23 protein-coding genes are annotated in these 20,391 nt (G+C 58.4%); 7 read left to right on the forward strand and 16 right to left on the reverse strand.

The window, feature by feature from the left end; translation table 11 throughout:
* Positions 1-18: 18 nt before the first annotated feature.
* From AC2FIS_RS15870 to AC2FIS_RS15900, 7 genes are all read right to left on the reverse strand, one after another.
* Positions 19-1,197, reverse strand: a complete 1,179-nt coding sequence (locus tag AC2FIS_RS15870; protein ID WP_496774300.1) for a phage major capsid protein — start codon at positions 1,195-1,197, stop codon at positions 19-21.
* Between the two features lie 34 nt (positions 1,198-1,231).
* On the reverse strand, positions 1,232-1,777 hold the full coding sequence (locus AC2FIS_RS15875; protein ID WP_496774301.1) for an HK97 family phage prohead protease: 546 nt from the start codon (positions 1,775-1,777) through the stop codon (positions 1,232-1,234).
* Positions 1,778-1,803: 26 nt separating this feature from the next.
* On the reverse strand, positions 1,804-2,022 hold the full coding sequence (locus AC2FIS_RS15880; protein WP_108860356.1) for a GTA head formation protein, RCAP_rcc01685 family: 219 nt from the start codon (positions 2,020-2,022) through the stop codon (positions 1,804-1,806).
* The gene (locus AC2FIS_RS15885; protein ID WP_282151499.1) at positions 2,015-3,178 is read right to left on the reverse strand and encodes a phage portal protein; all 1,164 of its coding nucleotides are present in this window, start codon (positions 3,176-3,178) and stop codon (positions 2,015-2,017) included. Before AC2FIS_RS15885 ends, AC2FIS_RS15880 begins: the two co-directional genes overlap by 8 nt.
* Positions 3,179-3,325: 147 nt before the next feature.
* On the reverse strand, positions 3,326-3,682 hold the full coding sequence (locus tag AC2FIS_RS15890; RefSeq protein WP_496774303.1) for a 4-fold beta flower protein: 357 nt from the start codon (positions 3,680-3,682) through the stop codon (positions 3,326-3,328).
* 171 nt (positions 3,683-3,853) lie between these two features.
* Positions 3,854-5,224: a DNA-packaging protein gene (locus AC2FIS_RS15895; protein WP_496774408.1), complete on the reverse strand. Its 1,371-nt coding sequence runs from the start codon at positions 5,222-5,224 to the stop codon at positions 3,854-3,856.
* Positions 5,225-5,721: 497 nt separating this feature from the next.
* Entirely contained in the window at positions 5,722-6,762 is a 1,041-nt protein-coding gene (locus AC2FIS_RS15900) for a linear amide C-N hydrolase (RefSeq protein WP_496774410.1), read from the reverse strand.
* Positions 6,763-7,184: 422 nt separating this feature from the next.
* Here AC2FIS_RS15900 and AC2FIS_RS15905 point away from each other — a divergent pair, with 422 nt between their 5' ends.
* Positions 7,185-8,441 (forward strand): DEAD/DEAH box helicase, encoded by a 1,257-nt coding sequence (locus AC2FIS_RS15905; RefSeq protein WP_496774305.1) that lies wholly within the window; start codon positions 7,185-7,187, stop codon positions 8,439-8,441.
* Positions 8,442-8,481: 40 nt separating this feature from the next.
* Here the strand turns inward: AC2FIS_RS15905 and mltG are convergent, their stop codons facing one another.
* The 7 genes from mltG to fabD form a co-directional block, all read right to left on the reverse strand.
* Positions 8,482-9,642, reverse strand: coding sequence for an endolytic transglycosylase MltG (mltG, locus tag AC2FIS_RS15910; protein ID WP_058277508.1), 1,161 nt, complete (start codon positions 9,640-9,642; stop codon positions 8,482-8,484).
* On the reverse strand, positions 9,643-10,908 hold the full coding sequence (fabF, locus tag AC2FIS_RS15915) for a beta-ketoacyl-ACP synthase II (RefSeq protein ID WP_496722526.1): 1,266 nt from the start codon (positions 10,906-10,908) through the stop codon (positions 9,643-9,645).
* Positions 10,909-11,100: 192 nt separating this feature from the next.
* Complete coding sequence (locus AC2FIS_RS15920; protein WP_496774308.1) at positions 11,101-11,844, reverse strand: 1-(5-phosphoribosyl)-5-[(5-phosphoribosylamino)methylideneamino]imidazole-4-carboxamide isomerase; 744 nt, start codon at positions 11,842-11,844, stop codon at positions 11,101-11,103.
* A gap of 123 nt (positions 11,845-11,967) precedes the next feature.
* Positions 11,968-12,507, reverse strand: coding sequence for a GNAT family N-acetyltransferase (locus AC2FIS_RS15925; RefSeq protein WP_113789512.1), 540 nt, complete (start codon positions 12,505-12,507; stop codon positions 11,968-11,970).
* A 139-nt stretch (positions 12,508-12,646) separates the two neighbouring features.
* Complete coding sequence (locus AC2FIS_RS15930) at positions 12,647-12,880, reverse strand: acyl carrier protein (RefSeq protein ID WP_005982462.1); 234 nt, start codon at positions 12,878-12,880, stop codon at positions 12,647-12,649.
* Positions 12,881-13,089: 209 nt separating this feature from the next.
* Positions 13,090-13,827 carry a 3-oxoacyl-[acyl-carrier-protein] reductase gene (gene fabG, locus AC2FIS_RS15935; RefSeq protein WP_496774310.1) on the reverse strand — a complete coding sequence of 246 codons (738 nt, stop codon included), beginning with the start codon at positions 13,825-13,827 and terminating at the stop codon, positions 13,090-13,092.
* 42 nt (positions 13,828-13,869) lie between these two features.
* The gene (fabD, locus tag AC2FIS_RS15940; RefSeq protein ID WP_496774312.1) at positions 13,870-14,808 is read right to left on the reverse strand and encodes an ACP S-malonyltransferase; all 939 of its coding nucleotides are present in this window, start codon (positions 14,806-14,808) and stop codon (positions 13,870-13,872) included.
* Positions 14,809-14,969: 161 nt separating this feature from the next.
* Between fabD and AC2FIS_RS15945 the strand changes: the two genes are divergently transcribed.
* On the forward strand, positions 14,970-16,196 hold the full coding sequence (locus AC2FIS_RS15945) for a cytochrome b/b6 domain-containing protein (protein ID WP_496774314.1): 1,227 nt from the start codon (positions 14,970-14,972) through the stop codon (positions 16,194-16,196).
* 59 nt (positions 16,197-16,255) lie between these two features.
* On the opposite strand, the gene AC2FIS_RS15950 is transcribed toward AC2FIS_RS15945, so the two are convergent.
* Positions 16,256-16,828 (reverse strand): YceI family protein, encoded by a 573-nt coding sequence (locus tag AC2FIS_RS15950; protein ID WP_109311412.1) that lies wholly within the window; start codon positions 16,826-16,828, stop codon positions 16,256-16,258.
* Positions 16,829-16,956: 128 nt separating this feature from the next.
* Entirely contained in the window at positions 16,957-17,475 is a 519-nt protein-coding gene (locus tag AC2FIS_RS15955; protein ID WP_108860342.1) for a hypothetical protein, read from the reverse strand.
* Positions 17,476-17,759: 284 nt separating this feature from the next.
* On the opposite strand from AC2FIS_RS15955, the gene rpsF reads away from it, so the two are divergent.
* The 5 genes from rpsF to AC2FIS_RS15980 all read left to right on the forward strand — a co-directional run bounded on the left by rpsF (position 17,760) and on the right by AC2FIS_RS15980 (position 20,237).
* Positions 17,760-18,113, forward strand: a complete 354-nt coding sequence (gene rpsF, locus AC2FIS_RS15960) for a 30S ribosomal protein S6 (protein ID WP_082637099.1) — start codon at positions 17,760-17,762, stop codon at positions 18,111-18,113.
* Positions 18,114-18,140: 27 nt separating this feature from the next.
* Positions 18,141-18,368: a 30S ribosomal protein S18 gene (rpsR, locus tag AC2FIS_RS15965; RefSeq protein ID WP_005982441.1), complete on the forward strand. Its 228-nt coding sequence runs from the start codon at positions 18,141-18,143 to the stop codon at positions 18,366-18,368.
* Positions 18,369-18,380: 12 nt separating this feature from the next.
* Positions 18,381-19,001, forward strand: coding sequence for a 50S ribosomal protein L9 (gene rplI / locus AC2FIS_RS15970; protein ID WP_113789517.1), 621 nt, complete (start codon positions 18,381-18,383; stop codon positions 18,999-19,001).
* A gap of 237 nt (positions 19,002-19,238) precedes the next feature.
* On the forward strand, positions 19,239-19,595 hold the full coding sequence (locus AC2FIS_RS15975; RefSeq protein WP_496774316.1) for a hypothetical protein: 357 nt from the start codon (positions 19,239-19,241) through the stop codon (positions 19,593-19,595).
* 153 nt (positions 19,596-19,748) lie between these two features.
* Entirely contained in the window at positions 19,749-20,237 is a 489-nt protein-coding gene (locus AC2FIS_RS15980) for a transglycosylase SLT domain-containing protein (protein WP_496774317.1), read from the forward strand.
* Positions 20,238-20,391: the final 154 nt, after the last annotated feature.

A 20,391-nucleotide genomic window follows, 5' to 3' on the forward strand; every position in this document is an offset into this window, starting at 1 on the left:
CCCCGGATCCGTCACCGCTTAAGCGGTGCCGAATTTCACCAGCTTGATCGCGGCAAAGTCGCTCACGTCGCCGCCCACCCGCTTGGTCGCATAGAACAGAACGTGCGGCTTGGCGCTGAACGGATCGCGCAAGACACGCAGATCAGGGCGCTCGGCAATGGTGTAGCCGGCCTGGAAGTCACCAAATGCGATCGAAAAGCTATCGGTGCCCGCATCCGGCATATCCTCGGCAATCAGCACAGGATATCCCATCAGGCGCGCAGGCTCACCGGCAGCCAGACCGTCAGACCACAGGAAGCGACCATCGCTGTCTTTCAGCTTGCGGATCACACCGGCGGTTTTTGAATTCATCACGAAGGTGCCATTGACGCGGTACTGCGCGCCCAGCGCATAGACCACATCGACAATCGCATCCGCATCGACACCACCGTCAATGCCGGTCTGGACATAGCCCAGATTGCCCCAGGTCCAGACATCATTGTCGACCTTGGCGTGGTTCAGAATGCCGTTTGGTTTGTCCGCGCCGTCGCCCGAGATAAACGCCGCCGCTTCAGCACGGGCAAACTTATCGGCAATACGACCGGCCAGCCATCCCTCGACATCGAATGCACTGTCATCCAACAGGCGCTGGGACGCCTTGGGCAGCGCGCTCAGCTCGTGCAAGGAAATCGAGATGCGATCAATCGACGGGGTCGCTGTCTCGGTGGCCGCCGAACTTTCATCCGCCCAGCCCGCGCCCACGTCGGTGTGGTCGATCAACACGTCGAACGAGTTTGCCTCGACATTCACCACCGACGCGATCGAACGGATCGAGGCCGTGGATTTCAGCACCGACTTGATCATCTCGGCGGTTTGCGGATCGACCAGATAGCCGCCATCGCTGTTAACGGCGCTGGACAGCGATTTGGCTTCCATATCAAGGCCACGCAGGCCGTCATCGTCACCGCATCGCACATAGGCGTCGAAAGCCTTCTGATGCGGCGCGCCGTCTTCGATTGATGCCGCAAGATGCGGGCGCGCCGCGATGATTGATTTACGATCCAGCATGGTCAGTCGCTCTTCTGTCTGTTGCAGTTTGGTTTTAACTTCAGCCTTCAGGCCCTTGAATTCGTTCACGAAGCCAGTCATCGCCTGCTTCACCTCCTGAACCAGGGGCACACTCTCTCCGGTCAAGGCCGGGGTCTCGGTCTTGCTCATCAGAACTTCCTTGTTTGGGTGGGATTGAGGCGCGCTAGGTTCGCGCCAGCTCCTGCCGGGCGTGATCAAACACCTCGGCAATACTGCGCAGGGTGTCCTCGGCATCTGGGGTCGTCCCCTTTGCCGCCACCCGCGCACTGGGCAGCATCGGAAAAGTCACAAGCGACACCTCCCACAGCTCCAGTTCGGTCAGGACCCGATGGCCCTTTTCATTTTTCACGGCCCGCTTGGTGCGATAGCCAATCGACAGCCCGTCAATGGCCCCGGCCCGGATCAATTCCGCGGCTTCACGGCCTTTCTGCGTGCTTTCCAACATACGTCCCTTGACCCAAAGCCCGCGCTCATCCTCGCGCACGTCGTTCCAGACACCGATGGGCTGCGCCGGGTCGTGCTGCCACAGCATCTTGACCCGCTGACCAGCCGCTTTTAGCCCGGCCAACGACCTGCGGTATGCGCCTTTCTGCACCACATCGCTCCCTTGATCGACTTGCCCAAACAGGCTGGCATAGCCCTCGATCACCGCGTCTTCGGTCACCGACAATCCATCGCTAAACCGCGCAAACTTGTGCTCCAAATCCATGAACACCTCCTCATAAGCCTCTGAATTCATGGCGACACCACCAGAATCGACTGAAACGCCTGCGCCAGGATCACCGCAACGACCCCATAGACCGTCAGCCACAGCCGTTTCTCCAGCCGCTCCATCATCTCTTCGATCTGATCCAGCCGCCTGCATAGATGCGCGTGCTGGATCTCGGCCACCCGTTCATGCGCAGCCAGACGCAGGCCCGGCGCACAGTCAAACGGCGGATACCCCTCAGCCATCTGCACGCTCCGGCAGCCCCAGCATCACGCGTTTCTCGGCATCAGTCAGGAACTCGGCGCCGTTGACCCGCGCCCATTGCGCATCCCGCTCCGCCGACAGCGCCGGCACCTGATCCAAGTCGGGTTTCAACACCAGTTCTTCGCCAGTAAAGCCCACCAGCCATTCCGACACCGCCGCCGCCACCCGCGTCACCAGGGGCAGAACGGTCAGGCGGTAAAACGCCCGGTTGGCCTCCTGATAGTTCGAATAGGTCGCGTCGCCTTGAATTCCCAGCAACATCGGCGGGACCCCAAAGGCTAGCGCGATCTCGCGGGCGGCGGCTTCCTTGGTCTTTTGAAACTCCATGTCAGAGGGTGAGAAACCCATCGGCTTCCAATCCAGCCCCCCTTCCAGAACCATCGGACGCCCGGCATTGCGCGCCCCGCGATAGTTTTGTTCAATCTCATCGGACAGGCGGCGGAATTGATCCTCGGCCATCACCCCATGGCCATCACCGCCCTTCCACACCAGCGCCCCCGAAGGCCGCGCGGCATTGTCCAACAGAGATTTCGACCACCGCGACGCGCTGTTATGCACATCAATCGCCATCGCCGCAGCTTGCATCGGCGAGAACCCATAGTGGTCGTCTTGGGGGTGGAATGATTTGATATGACAGATCGCATCAGCCGGGAAACGATGCGTCTTGCCGCCCGCCGTATAGTCATACGCCTTGGGCCACCCATCCGCCCCCGGCACCACGCTCATCCGGTCCGAGCGCAGAATGTGCAGTTCAACCGGCAATCCATCCTCGGCCTGCGCCGCCTCAACATAGGCGTTCCCCGACAGCAACAACTGCCCGAACAAAGCCTCCATCAACTCCGCCCGCCCCTGCGCCGCATTCGGACGGCGCATCAGGGATATGATCGGATGCACATCATAGCGCTGCGCCTGATCCTGCAGCACCAGAGGCAACGCCGCTGCCGCCTCGGCAATCAACTTGACCGAGCGAAACCCCACAGGGTTCCCCGAAAACCCCGTCCGCGTCAGCGACACCGCATCCCTGGGGCTCCACGCCACGCGCCCACCCGTCTGCCACGCCACCACAGGCCCCGCCGCGCTCGCCTTCGCCTCGGGCGCTGCCTCAGCCGATCCACGACGCAAGAAATCGAATACCATCTGTGCTCCTTTCTGCCGCCGCTCTGCCCGGCTTGTTGAAAGGAGTTATGACGGAAAGAAGTTTAGGACATGGGAATGGGGCGTACGGGGGGTGTGCAACGGGTATGGTCGAGCAATGTCAATTCCCAAGCGCGTTTTGCACGACCTCTATTGAAGGAAGTAATCTTCACCGCCAAAACTAGACCATGTCACGCTTCTAGCTGGTCGCGCTGGAGTTGCCTGGCGAGCTCCACGAGCGGGTCTTGCTCCTCGCGCACCCTTTGCTGGTCGTGCAGCCCTAGCAGGCTTGGCGGGACCTCCGGTAGCATCAGAACTAAAGAAGCAAGGGCGGTTCGACCGATCATAGAGCCAACCGTTCTGCCACCAACCCAGCAACGTGCCTCTGTAAGAATAGACCTTTCCATCTGCAACCCAGCCAACAGGTTTACCATTCCACAGGTAAACCCACTGCCCATCCACCACGAAACAAATTGCGTGGCCTCTAGAGTTATAAAAATCAGTCATTTGAATTCTTCCTTGCGAAACCGCCTAACGATGAACAACTTTTGGATAAACATTTACAGTGTATAGATAAAGCGTGAACGAGATGCATCTAAACTACGAACTAACAGCTATTTCTGAACTGATCATCAACGGTTGTGCTATAGTTCCGGGTAACTCGAATAAATTTCTATTTCACAAACTCCGCACCCTAGGCCGCCGATACACCCCCGCTGGCCCCACCAGCAACTCATGCAGTGCCCAAACCAGAGCATCAACCCGGTCGGGCGATCCCTGCCCCTCGAACCCGCGCGCGGTCATCTGGCACATCTGCTCCTCCAGCGCGTCCAACCCGGCCGCATGCACCACCCGCCCCTGCTCGTACAGCGCCGCCACAGGCTCGGCTCGCGCCACCTTGCCGCGTGACGCCCGCACGGCGCGGAACGGGACCAGAGGGTCCACCTGCCGCACGACCTCTTCCACCAATTGCCCGCCCTGATTGACCTCGGCCACCAGCCGTTCCGCCCCAAACTCATCCATCGCGTCAATCGCTGCCTGTGCCCAGCCTGCCGGGCCAACGCCCTGCACCGTCCGGTCGGCCAGCACATAGGCGCGCCACTCCTCGGGCGGCCCCTGCACCTGAGCGCCGACCACCACGATCCCACAGGCATCCGCATTCGACCCAGCCGTCACCGCCGGGTCCAGCGCCACCACTATACGGTCCAACTCTGGTACATTTTCAACTCGCGCCGCATCCAGCATGGACCCGGTCCACAACGCCCCCTCGGCATCCGACAGCAGCACGCCGTCCAACTCCTGCCGCCCCAGCCGCGTGCCCGCATAGCGCGCGCGTACCTCTTCCAGAAACGAATCCGCCAGATTGGCCCTGTTCGCCTCGGTCGGCGCATGGGTCTGCACGGTGGACGGAGATGCCAGCAATTCCTTCAATACCTTCACATTTCTAGGCGTGGTCGTGACACAGACCCGAGGCCGCTCCCCCAAGCGCAGCGCAAATTGCAGCATATCCCAGGTCTCGCCCGCCTTCTTCCACTTAGCCAGCTCATCCACCCAGGCTGCATCGAACTGAGGCCCGCGCAACCCTTCGGGATCATGCGCTGAAAACGCTTGCGCCTCTGCTCCGTTTGGCCAGATCAGTTTCCGTTCCGACGCCTTCCAGACAGGTCGCCGATCCGGCGGAGAACACTGCAGAATCCCGCTATCGCCAAAGATCATCACATCGCGCACCTGATCGAAGGTCTCACCCACCAACGCCACACGACGCGCCTCGCCGCGATCCAGCGGCAAAGACCCCTCGACTACCTGTCGCACCCATTCGGCTCCGGCCCGCGTCTTACCAGCCCCACGCCCGCCCATGATGACCCAGGACCGCCAGTCGCCTTCGGGCGGCAACTGATGCGGCAGCGCCCAGAACTCGAACAGGAAAGGGAGGGCGCACAGCCCCCCCTCCCCGATCTCACTCAGAAATCTGTCCCGAACCGCAGCAGGCTCGGAGGCGAGCCAGCCTGCACCCAACCTCAAATCGAGCGCGCTCAAGGTCGAGCGCATACCCCCCTTGGGCAATTCCGGCTTGTCTGTGATGTTGTTCGACAAAGCTTGTCTCCACTTTCTGACAACTTCGGATCAGCCCCTCTAACTGCCCAAGTTGCTTGGCTGAACCAGCAAGATCTGCATCCTCCCCGGCACCGATCTGTTTGCGCAGTTCTTCCGCTGCTTGGCGCAGATCGCGAATGGATCTCTCAAGCGACTGCAACAAATCAGCCGTCTGGGACATCCGCTCTTCCGGGGTAATCAAAGTCATGTGTGCCTGTGACCTCATGCGTGAGTGATCTCCGCACGAGAGAAACGAAAAACGGCCACCGGGTCGCCCCGGGGCCGTCGCCCACCTCTTCTAGCATGACACAACTTATACGCGAGAAAGTCCGCAAAGTCAATGCTTTGCGCAACAACGGCGCAACGGGTAACGTGCGCTGATAGTTAAGAGACCTTTACTGATCGGGCCATTGGCAGACAGGCGTCAATGGTTGAGCCCCGTGATTGCAACGTTACGTTTCGCCGAGAAAAAGAAATGGCTCGGAAGGTTCAAAGTTGGCCGAAACCTCGCCCGCAAGGATGGGCTTTTCGCCAAGTTCCAGTTTCAGGGTAGAAGCCCCATCGGAGAGATCAAGGTTTTCGATATCCACCCAAAACAATGTGGGGCTGAACACGCTCTCATAATAGTACCGACCCAGCTCATGGTCAGCGACCGTACGCCAGGTTGTTGATGCGATGTTTGGGCGCTCCGGGTCCGTCACACCAAATGGTACGGAAATTGATCGCACGAGAGAGAACACCGCCGCCGTCGCATCGTTTTTGTCTTCGAATGAGGGAACGGCATTCAGATTCCAGCTCAACCGCGCAAACCGGTCGGAAGACCGATGGGTTCCGGGCAAAAATGAAAGACCATTAACTTCACCCCAATAAGTGGTGATAGCGAGTTGTTCGTCAAAAGAAGGAGAGTTCGTCATGACAGTAAATTCGCGGCCATGGTGGATAGCCAACTCGCCATCGAGATACTCGAATATTGCACTGTCACCAGACGCATCGGATAGCGCAATATGCCCTCCTGCCTCATGTCCGCTAGGCAACATCGGCGCTACGATCACGAATGGCTCTTGCTCAATAGCTGCAACGGCTTCTTCAACTGTTGCAAAGTTATCCAGAAAATACTGCAACCACCCTCCGACAGAAAGGAGAGGTTTGTCTCCGGCATTTTCCGTCCCGTAATCCGCTTCGGCAAGATAGAGAGCATTGCCGACCAGCCCGCCATCATTCATGCCGTCAACAGTTGCTCCGTCATAGATCGTTGCCACGACAGAGCCGTATTTGGACGTCCATTCGACCGAATTCTCTCCGGCGCCACCGTCACGGTCCATGCCCCGCGGGAAGGCCCAAATGTCTGTTGAAGTATCTTCGAACCAGTCAAGCGTCCTCCCCGTGAGGTAGGATCCGTCTGCCGTTTCATAGACGATCCGAGAGCAAGCGATTGCTGAAGACGCGGCTAGAACCACAGTCAGAGTGGAAGCTACAAGTATTTTCACGCACATTTCTGGGATCCTTTTTTGGTCATACACAAAAAGTCATCCCTCCTAAGGATCGGATATTTACCGTTGTTACAAAAGCCAAGAAGTACCTCGGGGTTTTCTATTTGAACAATCCATTCCCTGACGGCCGCGGCCGGTACATGTTCCCACTTCGCAGTTCATGCCTTGACAATTGTTAGCAAAACTAGCATGTGCCACCTTAAGACAGCGCTGACGCGTGAGCATTGACGGTCGTAGCAGACCCCACAGCGCATCACTACTTCTCCTAGTTCCCATTCACGCAGGGTTCTTGACGCGACGCCAGATGGCGCAGGGTTCGCCTGCACGTCCCGAGGTTTAGCGGAAACCCTGCCGGTCACGCGCTGCGTGGCCAGACACGTCTTGTCCGTGCGGCTATCGCCTTGCGGATTACAAAGGATAGTTATTTGTTCGACTTCGACATGCTGGGTCTTGCACCAGCCCTCAACGATGCACTGAAACGTGCCAATTTCTCACAACCGACGCCTATTCAGAACCAGGCCATCCCGCTGGCGCTGAACGGTCACGACATCATGGGCCTGGCGCAGACCGGCACCGGTAAGACGCTGGCCTTCGGGCTGCCGCTGATCGACCACTTGTTGGCGCAGTCCGGCAAACCCGCGCCCAAAACCGCCAAGGCGCTGATCCTTGCCCCCACCCGCGAGCTGGTCAACCAGATCGCGGATAGCCTGCGCAACCTGACCGACAAGACCAAGCTGCGCGTGGCCACCGTGGTCGGTGGCCAGTCGATCGGCAGACAGATCTCGTTCCTGTCGCGCGGCACCGACATTCTGGTCGCCACGCCCGGGCGTTTGATCGACCTGATGGAACGCGGTGCCGTTGACCTCGGCTCGGTGCGACACCTTGTACTGGACGAGGCCGACCAGATGTTGGACATGGGCTTTATCCACGCCCTGCGCAAAATCGCACCCAAGCTGGGCACGCCGCGTCAAACCATGCTGTTTTCGGCCACTATGCCGAAGCAGATGGAGGAACTCAGCCAATCCTATCTGACCAACCCGCAGCGGGTGCAGGTCTCGCCTCCAGGTAAAGCGGCTGACAAGATCACGCAGTCCGTGCATTTCGTCGACAGGGCCGGCAAACCGCGGAAACTGCGCGAAATTCTGTCCGCTGAAATGGAGGCTCTGACCTTGGTGTTTTCCCGTACCAAACACGGAGCCGAGAAACTGATGAAAGGCCTTGTGGCCGATGGTTTCAACGCGGCCTCGATCCACGGCAACAAAAGCCAGGGACAGCGCGACCGCGCGATCAAGGCGTTCCGGGCCGGAGAGATCAACGTATTGGTCGCGACCGACGTGGCCGCGCGTGGCATCGACATTCCCGGTGTTGCCTATGTGATCAACTATGACCTGCCCGAGGTGCCCGACAACTATGTGCACCGCATCGGGCGCACAGCCCGTGCTGGTCGCGAAGGTGAAGCTATCGCATTCTGCTCACCGGACGAGGTGGATCAGCTGCGCCAGATTCAGAAGCTTATGAAGATCGAAATTCCGGTCGCCAGCGGCACCATGCCAGAATTTTCCGAGCCCAAGAAAACCCGTAATCGCGGAGGCTTCCGGGGGCGTAAACCGCAGGGGGCAAATTCGACATCGAAGCCCGCGTCCTCGAAACGTCGTCGTCCACGCGGACGTCCCGCCGCATAACAAAAAGAAAAGGCCGCGTTTTCGACGCGGCCTTTTTTTCTTAGTTGCTTGAGCTGTTTCTCTCTGCCTCAATCTCTCGCCACTTGGCGACGTTCCGATTGTGCTCCTGCAAGGTTTCCGCAAACGCGTGCCCCCCGGTGCCATCCGCAACAAAGAAGACAAAGTTGGTCTCTTCCGGTGCGACAGCAGCCTCAAGGCTGGCCAACCCCGGGTTGGCAATGGGTGTCGGCGGCAAACCGTCTATCACATAAGTATTCCAAGGTGTTGCACGGCGCAGCTCACTGCGACGCAGCCCGCGCCCCAGCGTGCCTTGACCCTTGGTGACGCCATAGATAACCGTCGGGTCTGTCTGCAGCTTCATGCCCTGCTCAAGCCGGTTTACGAAGACGCTTGCGACCTGCCCGCGTTCATTGGGAACACCGGTTTCCTTTTCGATGATCGACGCAAGGATCAGCATTTCCTCTGGGCTGCTGATGGGAAGGTCGCCTTGGCGGTTCTCCCACACTGCATTGATGCGCAATTGTTGCTTGTCTTGCATCGCCTGCAGAACAGCTGTCCGGTCATCGCCCGGTGCCAAATCATAGCTGTCAGGCGCCAACATCCCTTCGGCCGGGATCTCGGCAATCTCACCTGTCAGCGGTTCAATCGCCTGCAAGCCTTGCGCCACCTGCCATGAGGTCACGCCTTCAGCAACGGACACACGGTATCGGGTATCGGCCTCTTCGCGCTTTTGACCGTATTCGGCAGGGATTTCTTCGTCGGTCACATCAAACGATGCGATCTCGACAAACTCCAGCGTTGCCGGGTCCAACTCGCGTACCCGGGTCTGGATGCGCGTGACACCGATACGGTATTCAATCTCAGACCCGCAGGTGCTGGCACCGCTGCTTGTGATCTCGTCGATGATCTGCTCCATCGACGCGCCTTCGCGCACCAGAAAGCTACCGGCTTTCAGCTGCTGCGATTTATCCGTGTAGTCCGCCGCCATGCGAAAGATCATGGCGCTGCTGATGGCTCCGTCATCTTCAAGCTCTTGGCTGACACGGGTCATATTCGACCCGCTTCTGACCTGCAGGCACATGGCGGATTCCAGCGGACCCTCGGCCTTGTATTGCGACTGCCCCCACACAACCAGCCCGCCCATCAGGAACAAGCCTACAATCAGCAGAGTCAGCGCGTTCGAAGCAAGAGCCCGCAACATTTAGCTGACCTTTCCGAAGATCACGCTGGCATTGGTGCCGCCAAAGCCGAACGAATTCGACAGCGCCACGTTGATCTCACGCTCACGCTTGGCGTTGGGTGCCAGATCAATCGGAGTTTCAACGGCTGGGTTATCCAGATTGATCGTCGGCGGAGCCACCTGATCCCGGATCGCCAGGATCGAGAAAATAGCCTCGATAGCGCCCGCCGCACCCAAAAGGTGACCGGTGGCCGATTTGGTCGAGGTCATGGTGGCCTTGCTTGCGTGATCACCTAACAGGCGCTCAACTGCGCCCAGTTCGATCGTATCCGCCATGGTCGATGTACCATGCGCGTTGATATAGTCCAGATCCGAAGGCTCCAACCCGGCGCTGCGCAATGCGGCCTTCATGGAACGCTCAGCGCCATCACCATCCTCGGACGGTGCGGTGATGTGATAAGCGTCGCCGGACATGCCGTAACCCAGCACTTCGGCATAGATCTTCGCACCGCGCGCCTTGGCGTGCTCGTATTCTTCCAGAACCACGATGCCTGCGCCCTCGCCCATGACAAAGCCGTCACGGTCCAGGTCATACGGGCGGCTGGCTTTCTTCGGATCATCGGCATATTTGGTCGACAGCGCCTTGCATGCGTTAAAGCCAGCGATACCGATCTCGCAAATACAGCCTTCGCCGCCACCAGCAACCATGACTTCCGCGTCGCCTGCGCGAATGATGCGGCTGGCGTCGCCGATTGCATGCGCACCTGTCGAACAAGCCGTAACGACCGAGTGGTTGGGCCCCTTGAACCCGTGGCGGATAGAAACCTGGCCGGATGCCAGGTTGATCAGCGCGCCGGGAATAAAGAAGGGTGATACACGACGCGGACCTTTGTCGCGGATCAGGTTCGCCGTTTCAGCTATAGAGCCCAGCCCGCCGATACCCGATCCGATCAGCACACCTGTACGCAGGCGGTCCTCTTCATCCTCGGGCAGCCAGTTTGCATCCTGACAAGCCATGTCAGCGGCAGCGATCGAATACAGGATAAAGTCTTCGATCTTGCGTTGCTCTTTTGGCGGCAACCAATCGTTGGGATTGAATGTCCCGTCAGTTCCATCGCCGCGCGGAACTTCGCAGGCATAGGTCGTGGTGACACCGCTTGCTTCGGCATCAAATTTCGTGATCGGGCCCGCGCCGGATTCCCCATCCAGCAGCCGTGACCAAGATTTCTCGACCCCGCTGGCCAAAGGAGTGACCAATCCCAGACCGGTTACAACGACTCTGCGCATGAAATGCCTCTTGCCTGCTTCCTATTTGAGAACCGCTCATACCCCGGCCCGGGGTCCGGGGGCAAGAGCAACGGCACATTCCCACCCGGCACCATTTCGCCGGGCGGCAGGTCTGTGCGGGATGTACCAAAACAAATTGCCCCGGCCCTTTCAGGGAATTGAAAGGCCGGGGCAATGACGTGCAAGACAGGTTTACTGGAATTCAGCGACTGGTTCGTGGGCCTGCTCGGCCACGTTAAGCGCGTCTGCCAAGTCAATCGCCTTGCGGAACAAAGCCCGCCCAACCAATGCACCCGAGATGTTGTGCACATAGGCCAGACGCGAGATGTCATCCGATGTCCGAACGACACCGCTGGCAATAACCGGTGTGCGTGACAGCTGTGCAAGACCCGAGATCAGACCCAGCTGCGCATCGACGTCTTCGATGTCGCTGTCAATATCGGTCACCAGAATCGCCGCGAAAGGCGTGCCCTCGAACGCTTGAATAAACGCCTCAGGCGTAAACGCACTCTGACTGCGCCAGCCTTCGGTCATCACCTGACCTTGCCAGACGTCCACAGCCAGAACGATCTGGTCCGGATAAAGCTTGGCCAGTTCCTTGACCAGATTCGGATCCCAGGCGGCAAGCGTACCAATCACCACCCGTCCCGCGCCTTTGTCGATCCAGTATTCGACCTGTTCCCGCGTCCGCATACCGCCGGCCAGCTGCACAGACATCTCGGACGTGCGGATGATTTCCTCGACCAATTCGGCGTTGGTGTCGCGGCCTTCGATCGCATCGAAATCCGTCAGGTGCATCCACATGGCACCGGCTGCAGACCAGCTGCGCGCCGTTTCCGCCGGATTCACATGCCAGATCATCGCGTCGTCCAGACGGCCCTTGTCCAGTGTGACACACCGGCCGTTCTGCAATTCCATCGTGGGGTAAATCCTCATGAGCATTCTCCTCCGCTCAATCGCTCTGCAATTCCAGAGTACCATACACGCGGAAGATCGGTCCGTTATTACCAGGATCGGCAAACTACGGCCGGTTTGCGGCATTCGGGAAGTCTCAAATTGTCAGTGGCGCGGCGGCGGCCCATTGCGGCGCATAAGCGTGACGTCGCTGCCGTTGAACGCACATTCGCGCATCGGGGTATAGCCCAGCTTACCCGCCAGTTTTTGCGAGACTGAGTTTGCCGAATTCACCATCGCCACTAATGGACCGGGCATGATCCGGTCAAACCAATCATGCGCGGCCTGCGCGGCCTCCAGCCCCAATCCCTGTCCCTGTGCCTCGGGAACCAGAATCCATCCGGCCTCGGGGAAACTGTCGAAATCCTCGCCAATCGAACGGTTACCGTAAAAGAACCCCGCCTGACCGACCATCTGGCGATTCGACTGCTGGACCACGGCCCACTGCCCGAAACCGGCCATTTGCCAGTGCCCGGCATTTCGAAGGAATGAATCCCACGCCTCTCCGCGCGACCGCGGCTTGCCGCCGATATGTCGCACGATGCATGGGTTGCGCCAAATCTCGGCGAACCGGTTAAAATCTTCTGGCCGCATGGCGCACAGCGTCAAACGGGCCGTATTGATCATAGGGGTGGATCGTATCATGCCCTGCCCGCTTTGAATTATGTGCCTCGGGCAAAAGGTTGCGAACGAATACGGCACCTTGCAAGGCAGAATTGAACAAGGCACAAAAAAACGGCGCCTCCGTTGCCCGGAAGCGCCGCTTTTTGATTATTTCGAAGCTTTAGGAAGCTTCTGAGATGAATTTGACGGCGTCGCCAAATGTCTGGATTGTCTCGGCTGCGTCATCAGGGATTTCGATGCCGAACTCTTCTTCGAAGGCCATAACCAGCTCAACAGTGTCCAGGCTGTCTGCGCCAAGATCGTCGATGAAGGACGCGTTTTCGGTCACTTTGTCTTCTTCAACACCCAGGTGCTCAACAACGATCTTTTTAACGCGATCTGCGACGTCGCTCATGTCTATTCCTCATTCCGTTTTCAGGGCCTAGTGCCCGGTTCTGCCCTTGCCCGCTCAGGCTGGCTTTGATTTGCCCGGTGCGGGCGGTTGGGTCCCGGATGACCGGGAAAGTAGAAGGCCGACCATTTGGTCGACCCCAGCATTTATGCGCCGCCTATAGCATAGACAACGCGCGAGGCAAACGCTTTCGCACCTGCCCCTGTCCGCGGTCACAACATGGCCATACCGCCGTTAACATGCAAGGTGGTTCCGGTAACATATCCGGCTTCGGGGCTGGCAAGATACAGAACAGCCGCTGCAATTTCCGATGCATCCCCCATGCGACCGGCCGGAACCTGCCCCAAAATACCCGTTTTCTGATCGTCGGTCAGCTTGTCGGTCATGGCCGTGGTGATAAAGCCCGGAGCAACCGCATTTGCCGTGATACCGCGGCTGGCAACCTCATAGGCCAGCGATTTGGTCATGCCGACCATACCGGCCTTGGACGCTGCATAGTTTGCCTGACCGGGGTTCCCGGTGGCACCGACGACGGACGAGATGTTGATGATCCGCCCCCAGCGCGCCTTCATCATGCCCCTAAGCACGCCTTTGCACAGCTTGGCGGTCGAGGTCATGTTCACGTCGATCACGCTTTGCCATTCGTCATCCGACATGCGCATGAACAGGTTGTCTCGGGTAATCCCGGCATTGTTGACCAAAATATCAACTGCCCCCATCGCCTCGGCCGCCTGCTTTGGCAGTGCGGAAACAGCTTCGCCGTCGCTCAGGTTGCATGGCAGAACATGCGCCCGCTCACCCAGTTCGGTGGCCAATGCCTCGAGCGGTTCAACACGTGTGCCGGACAGCGCAACCGTGGCTCCCGCGCCGTGCAGCACGCGCGCAATCTCGCCGCCAATCCCGCCGGACGCACCGGTGATCAACGCATTCTTACCTGTCAAATCAAACATTCGATCTTCCCTTTGCAGCGCAACTTGCGTCGCACGTTGTTCTTATGATTCGCTCTTAACCACATTCTGCACGTCGTCCGGCGTGCCAACAGCCTTGCCGGCAATCGCGCGGTCGATCTTGCGGATCATCCCCGACAACGCCTTACCTGCGCCGATCTCCCATGTCTCGGTCACGCCTTGCGCCGCCATATACAGCACGCTTTCGCGCCAGCGCACAGAACCGGTGACCTGCTCGACCAGCAACTGACGTATCAGTTCCGGATCGCCAACAGCCTCAGCGCGCACGTTCGCAATCAGCGGAACCGCTGGGGCCTTGATTTCAACTGCGGCCAGCGCCTCGGTCATCACATCCGCGGCGGGTTGCATCAACGCACAATGGAACGGGGCGCTCACGGGCAACATTACAGCACGCTTGGCACCTTTTTCCTTGGCAATCTCGGCAGCACGTTCCACGGCCGCTTTCGCACCCGACACAACCACCTGGGTAGGGTCGTTGTCGTTCGCGGCCTGACAGACCGCGCCCTGCGCAGCCTCTTCTGCGACGGCACGAACCGCTTCAAGGTCCAGCCCCAGAATTGCGGCCATTGCGCCTTCACCCACGGGAACGGCGCTTTGCATCGCCTGACCACGTGTCCGCAACAAACGCGCCGTATCCGCAATCGACAGCGCACCAGCTGCCGCAAGCGCTGAGTATTCCCCCAGCGAATGCCCAGCAACAAATGCAGCGTCTGTGACGGCAACACCTTCGGCCTCCAACGCGCGCATCGCGGCCATCGAGGTCGCCATCAGCGCCGGCTGTGCGTTCTGCGTCAACGTTAGTTCGGCAATGTCACCTTCCCAGATCAACGTGCTCAGCTTTTCACCAAGCGCTTCATCGACCTCGTCGAAAACAGCCTGTGCAGCCGGATAGGCCTCGGCCAGTGCCTTGCCCATACCGATGGTTTGGGCGCCCTGCCCCGGAAAAACGAACGCGCGTGTCATTGCAACCTCTTGGATGACGTTAGGTTGCGAAGGGGTGTAAACCGAGTGAACGAGCGGCACAAGCTCTGCATCCTGACACGCATTCTGTGCGTCAGAGGCTATTGTGTCGGCCCGCGCTGCATTTAGGGTGGCCATAGCAAACAGATCGGAGTCGTGAACCCATGCCCCTTGCCAACACCACCCAAAGCTATGGAGGCGTTTCGAAAACCTTCCACTGGCTGACGGCCTTGCTCATTCTGACAGCGCTTCCGATTGGGTGGTTCGCGAACCAACTGGCGCACGCAATTGAAGACCCGGCCATTCCAACGACACCGGAAGACCTGCAACAGGCCGCGCAGCTGTTTTCGCTACACAAAACTATCGGGGTCACGGTCTTCTTCGTGGCGCTTGCCCGTATCTTGTGGGCGATCAGCCAGCCCAAACCAGGATTGCTCAATGCTGAAAACAAGCCCGAGGCATTTGCTGCGGAAACCGTCCACTGGCTGTTGTATGGCTCGCTGGTACTGGTTCCCCTGACAGGCTGGATTCACCATGCGGCCACCGAAGGGTTTGCGCCGATCCTTTGGCCGATCGGGCAGAACCTGCCCTTTGTGCCCAAATCCCCCGCGTTGGCCGAAACAAGCGCCGGGTTACACTTCGTTCTGATGCTGGTGCTAGTGGGTGCTCTGGTTTTGCATATTGTTGGCGCGCTCAAGCACCACGTGATCGACAAAGACAGCACATTGCGCCGCATGCTGCCCGGACGGGTGGATTTGCCGGAACCGCCAACGCAATGGCACTCACCTGCACCCGTCGTCGCAGCAGTCGCCGTCTGGGCCGTTGCTATTAGCATCGGGTGGTTCGACGGAGCCTACTCGGCACATCCGACCGGTGATCATGCATCTGCCGAATTGGAGGCGGTGCAATCCGACTGGCAGGTGCAGGAAGGTTCGCTGGCGATCACGATCACCCAGTTGGGCAGCCCCGTCAGCGGCGCGTTTTCCGACTGGACTGCGGCAATCACATTCGACGACCCTGCGGAACCCGGACCGGCCGGGACTGTTGATGTGACAATCGCCGTCGGCTCATTGACCATTGGCACCGTGACACAGCAAGCCCTTGGCGCGGATTTCTTTGATAGCACTCAGTTCCCGACCGCGAATTTCACCGCAGATCTGTTCAAGACCGATCTAGCCTATGAGGCACGCGGCACTTTGACCATTCGCGACAAAACCATGGACGTCGTCCTGCCGTTCGAGCTGGACCTGCAGGACGGTACCGCCAAGATGCAGGGAGAGTTGGATCTGAACCGTCTAGATTACGACGTCGGTACGACGCAACCAACCGAGGACTCGCTGGCCTTTGCCGTAAAAGTAGCCGTTGAACTGACAGCCACCCAAGCCGAATAAAGAAAAAACCGCCGAGGCCTGACGGGTCCCGGCGGTTTCTTTTTGCATATAAGGCAGGCTTACTCGGCCTTTTGCGCCTCTACCGAAATACGAACCTCAACCTCATCGCTTACAAACGGTGCGAACTGGCCCAAGTCGAACTCGCTTCGGACCAGTGTGGTGGTGGCATCAAATCCGGCCCAGGGCTTGCCCGCCATCGGATGCTCGCCAACCTGGTTCAGCTTGGCGTCCAGAACGACCGACTTGGTCACGCCGTTCATGGTCAGGTCGCCGGTGATGTTCGCGGTGTTTTCACCGGTGACTTCGATACCGGTCGAGGTGAACGAAATCAGGTCACCCTCGGCGACGCCAAAGAAGTCTTCGGTCATGAAGTGATCTTCGCGCGGCTTCCAGCCGGTGATCATTTCGACCACAGGCATCGACACGCTCACGCTGGAATCTGCCGGGTTTTCCTGATCGAACATGATCTCGCCTTCAAAGCCCGAGAACATGCCAGTCGTGGTGGAAAAACCAAGGTGGTTATAGTTGAAGACAACCTGGCTGTGGCTGGGGTCCAAAACGTATTTCTCGGCGCTTGCAAACGCCGAGGTCGCCGATACGGCCAGTGCAGCAGCAAGAAGGGTGGATTTCATGACTATCTCCAAAAATGTTGTGAGTGCAAACCAGTTGGAATGCTCAACAACAAAAATGTGCCGCCCTTGGGCGGCACACAAGACTTATTCTCTAACAATTTCTGTTCCTAAATGAACAGAAGTGAAAATCAGGCGAAGATCGTTACACTTCCGCTCAATTGGCCCTTCAGCGCTCGGCCAACATCCGCCGATTGTAGCGGCAACTTCATCAGCAGGCTGCCGTCCACATCATAGAGTTCGACCTGATCATCATCGAACCGTGCACCACCCAAGGTGTCATAGCTGCGGCGCAGTACTGTCTGAGGACGCCCGTTTTCATTCTTTTGCAGCACGCGTACTTCGCGGCGGATCGGATCAAAATAGGCATCGGGGCGCGCATCAAGCACCTGAATGGTCAGCAGGCTGACGCCGATCAGTAAGAATGTCAGCGACGCAGCCAGTTTGATCGGCCAAACTTCGGTTGCCATCACCGCGCCAGACATCAGCCACATGGAAAACGCGACAACGATCAACAACGCCCCCGCGATGCGTGCCAGAACGGTGCGTGCCCTCCAGTTCGGCGCAAATGCGATAAGAACTGGAACCGATTGATCATAAGTCGTGCTGGTCGCAGACTTCTCGAAGGTATTCGTGTTCATCGCGGTCATTTCTCTGTACCCTAGTTCACGTTGCCGTCTTTGGTTCGGTCTGTCCGGTTAGTTCCCGGTATGCAAAACAACTTTGAGCCGAAAAGCGTCAGGAATTGGGCAGCGCAAAGGAAATAGCGCGACTTCACCAAGGCATGTGTGACGGCCCTTGCCCCCCGACGCGAATGGTGTATATGGGGCCATCCTTCGCAAGAGTTATGAATCGCGCAGCCTCTCGTGGCAGGGTCGCGAAGGACGAACTGGCCCCGCCTTTGAAATGCGCCTTGATAGAAACAGGAGTGCACATGCCACTGTATGAGCATGTAATGATCGCGCGTCAGGACCTGTCCAACGCGCAGGCAGAAAGCCTCGTCGAACATTTCGGCACCGTTCTGGCTGACAACGGCGGCAACGTCGTCGAAAGCGAGTACTGGGGCGTCAAGACGATGGCCTACAAGATCAACAAGAACCGCAAGGGTCACTATTCCTTCCTGAAGACCGACGCCCCAGCTGGCGCCGTTCAGGAAATGGAGCGCCTGATGCGCCTGCATGACGACGTTATGCGCGTTCTGACCATCAAGGTCGACGAGCACAACGAGGGCCCCTCGGTCCAGATGCAGAAGCGCGACGAGCGCGAAGGCCGCCGCGAGCGCCGCTGATCAACGCCTGACGAAAGGACATATACCATGGCCGCAAAACCATTTTTCCGCCGCCGCAAAGTCTGCCCGTTCTCGGGCGACAACGCGCCGAAGATCGATTACAAAGACACCCGTCTGCTGCAGCGCTACATCTCTGAGCGTGGCAAGATCGTTCCCTCGCGCATCACCGCCGTTTCGGCGAAAAAGCAGCGTGAACTGGCCCGTGCTATCAAGCGCGCCCGCTTCCTCGCCCTGCTGCCCTACGCTGTGAAGTAAGGAGAGACTGATATGCAAGTTATCCTGCTGGAACGCGTTGCGAAACTGGGTCAGATGGGCGACGTCGTTGACGTCAAGTCTGGCTTTGCCCGCAACTTCCTGCTGCCCCAAGGCAAAGCGCTGAGCGCATCGAACGCCAACATCGCGTCGTTCGAAGCCCAGAAAGCGCAGCTTGAGGCCCGCAACCTGGAAACCAAGAAAGAAGCTGAAGCACTGGCTGAAAAGCTGGACGGTCAGCAATTCATCGTGATTCGTTCAGCATCGGATGCTGGCGCACTGTACGGCTCGGTCACCCCGCGTGACGCCGCAGATGCCGCAACCGAGGCTGGTTTCACCGTCGACAAGAAGCAGGTCATCCTGATCGCACCGATCAAAGATCTGGGTGTGCACTCGGTCGCAGTCAAACTGCACCCCGAGGTCGAAGTCCAGATCAAGATGAACGTCGCCCGTTCGCAAGAAGAAGCAGAACTGCAGGCGTCGGGTAAATCGATCCAGGAATTGGCCGCCGAAGAAGAGGCTGCCGCAGAATTCGAAATCGCCGAACTGTTCGACGATATCGGCTCCGCAGCGTCTGACGACGACGATATGGTCGCCGAAGAAGCCCCGGCTGAGGAAGACGAAGCCAAAGCCTGATCTGGCTGCCTTTGAAAGATTGATTGGCCGCGCCGAAAGGCGCGGCCTTTTTTTGTTCGTATCCTGGGCCAAGATAGATCGCGGCGTCGGATGTGACCACGAATTAGGATGGAAATTGTGCTATCCTAGGGTCACGCGGCCCCTGCCGCCCCAGTCGCATTTTTTTGAAGTTCATTTTATTAGCAATTTGCGTGATCGCGCATCTGGGCGGATCGCGATCCGACAGGAGAAACCATTATGGCATCCTTGTGTGACTACATCGTCGTGAATGACGGCTCTTTTTCTTTAAACCCCGGTGAAAGCCAGACCTTCAGCGACCCGATCCCTTCCAACCTGATCATTGGAACCAACCGCGCGAAACCGATCCTTGCCTTCAAAGCCTGGGCAACGCCGTCCGGAGGGGCCTTTCAGATCGAGATAAACGATACCTTTATTTATGGCCCGTCCATGTCGGGCGGCGACATTCGTGGATTATGGGAGACCTTCCCCGGAACCGTTCTGAACCCGGGGATCAATAACACCGTTCAGTTTCGCGCGACAGAGAACAAAATCTGGTTTGCCGATATCATTCTGTGGTTCCAGGTCGAAATGTGACAACGCGCCCTTCCGGCCCGACCAAAACGGAACACTCCGGCGTCGAAAGGTGACGCAACGAGACACGGCATAAATCAGCGCGCGGGTTGGCTGTCTGCTTGCGGTTGCGTCCGGCGGGACTATCATGCGCCCAACCCCATCCGGAGACCACATATGCCCCAATACACGCGCCGCGCTCTACTTGTTACACTACTTGGCGCACCTGCCCTGGCTGCTTGCGGCGGCCAGGATGGCAGGCACAGTTCACGTAATGCCCCTTTTGATCCGCCACTATACCCCAACGAGACCCCCGAGTTGCGCGCATCAATCAACAAGTGGGCTGACCACTATGAATTGCCACGCGAGCTGGTGCACAAGCTCGCCATAAGGGAGAGCACGCACCGACCGTGGGCCGTTAACCGCCCCTATTACGGGTTGCTGCAAATCCTGCCCGCGACAGCACGTTCCATGGGGTACAAAGGCAACTCACAGGGATTGTTGGACGCAGACACCAATCTGGAATTCGCCGGAAAATATCTGCGTGGGGCGTGGCTCTTGTCAGATGGCGACCAGAAGCGGGCCATCTTCCTTTATGCCAAAGGTTACTACCCCGAGGCTAAGGCCGCCGGGATGCTCGTTGAAACTGGCCTAAGGTCGAAGTGACGTTAGGTAAGGATATAGCTTGTCATTAGCGTAAAGGTTGCAATAATGACTTATGTAATCGCTAAGGTATTCTGTTGCCAGAACCACGCATTATGCCTAAGCGTTATGCACAATTAGCTTGCGTCAGGCACCACAGTTGACGCAACGTATTCGG

The sequence above is a fragment of the Ruegeria sp. CDSB113 genome (assembly GCF_059611045.1).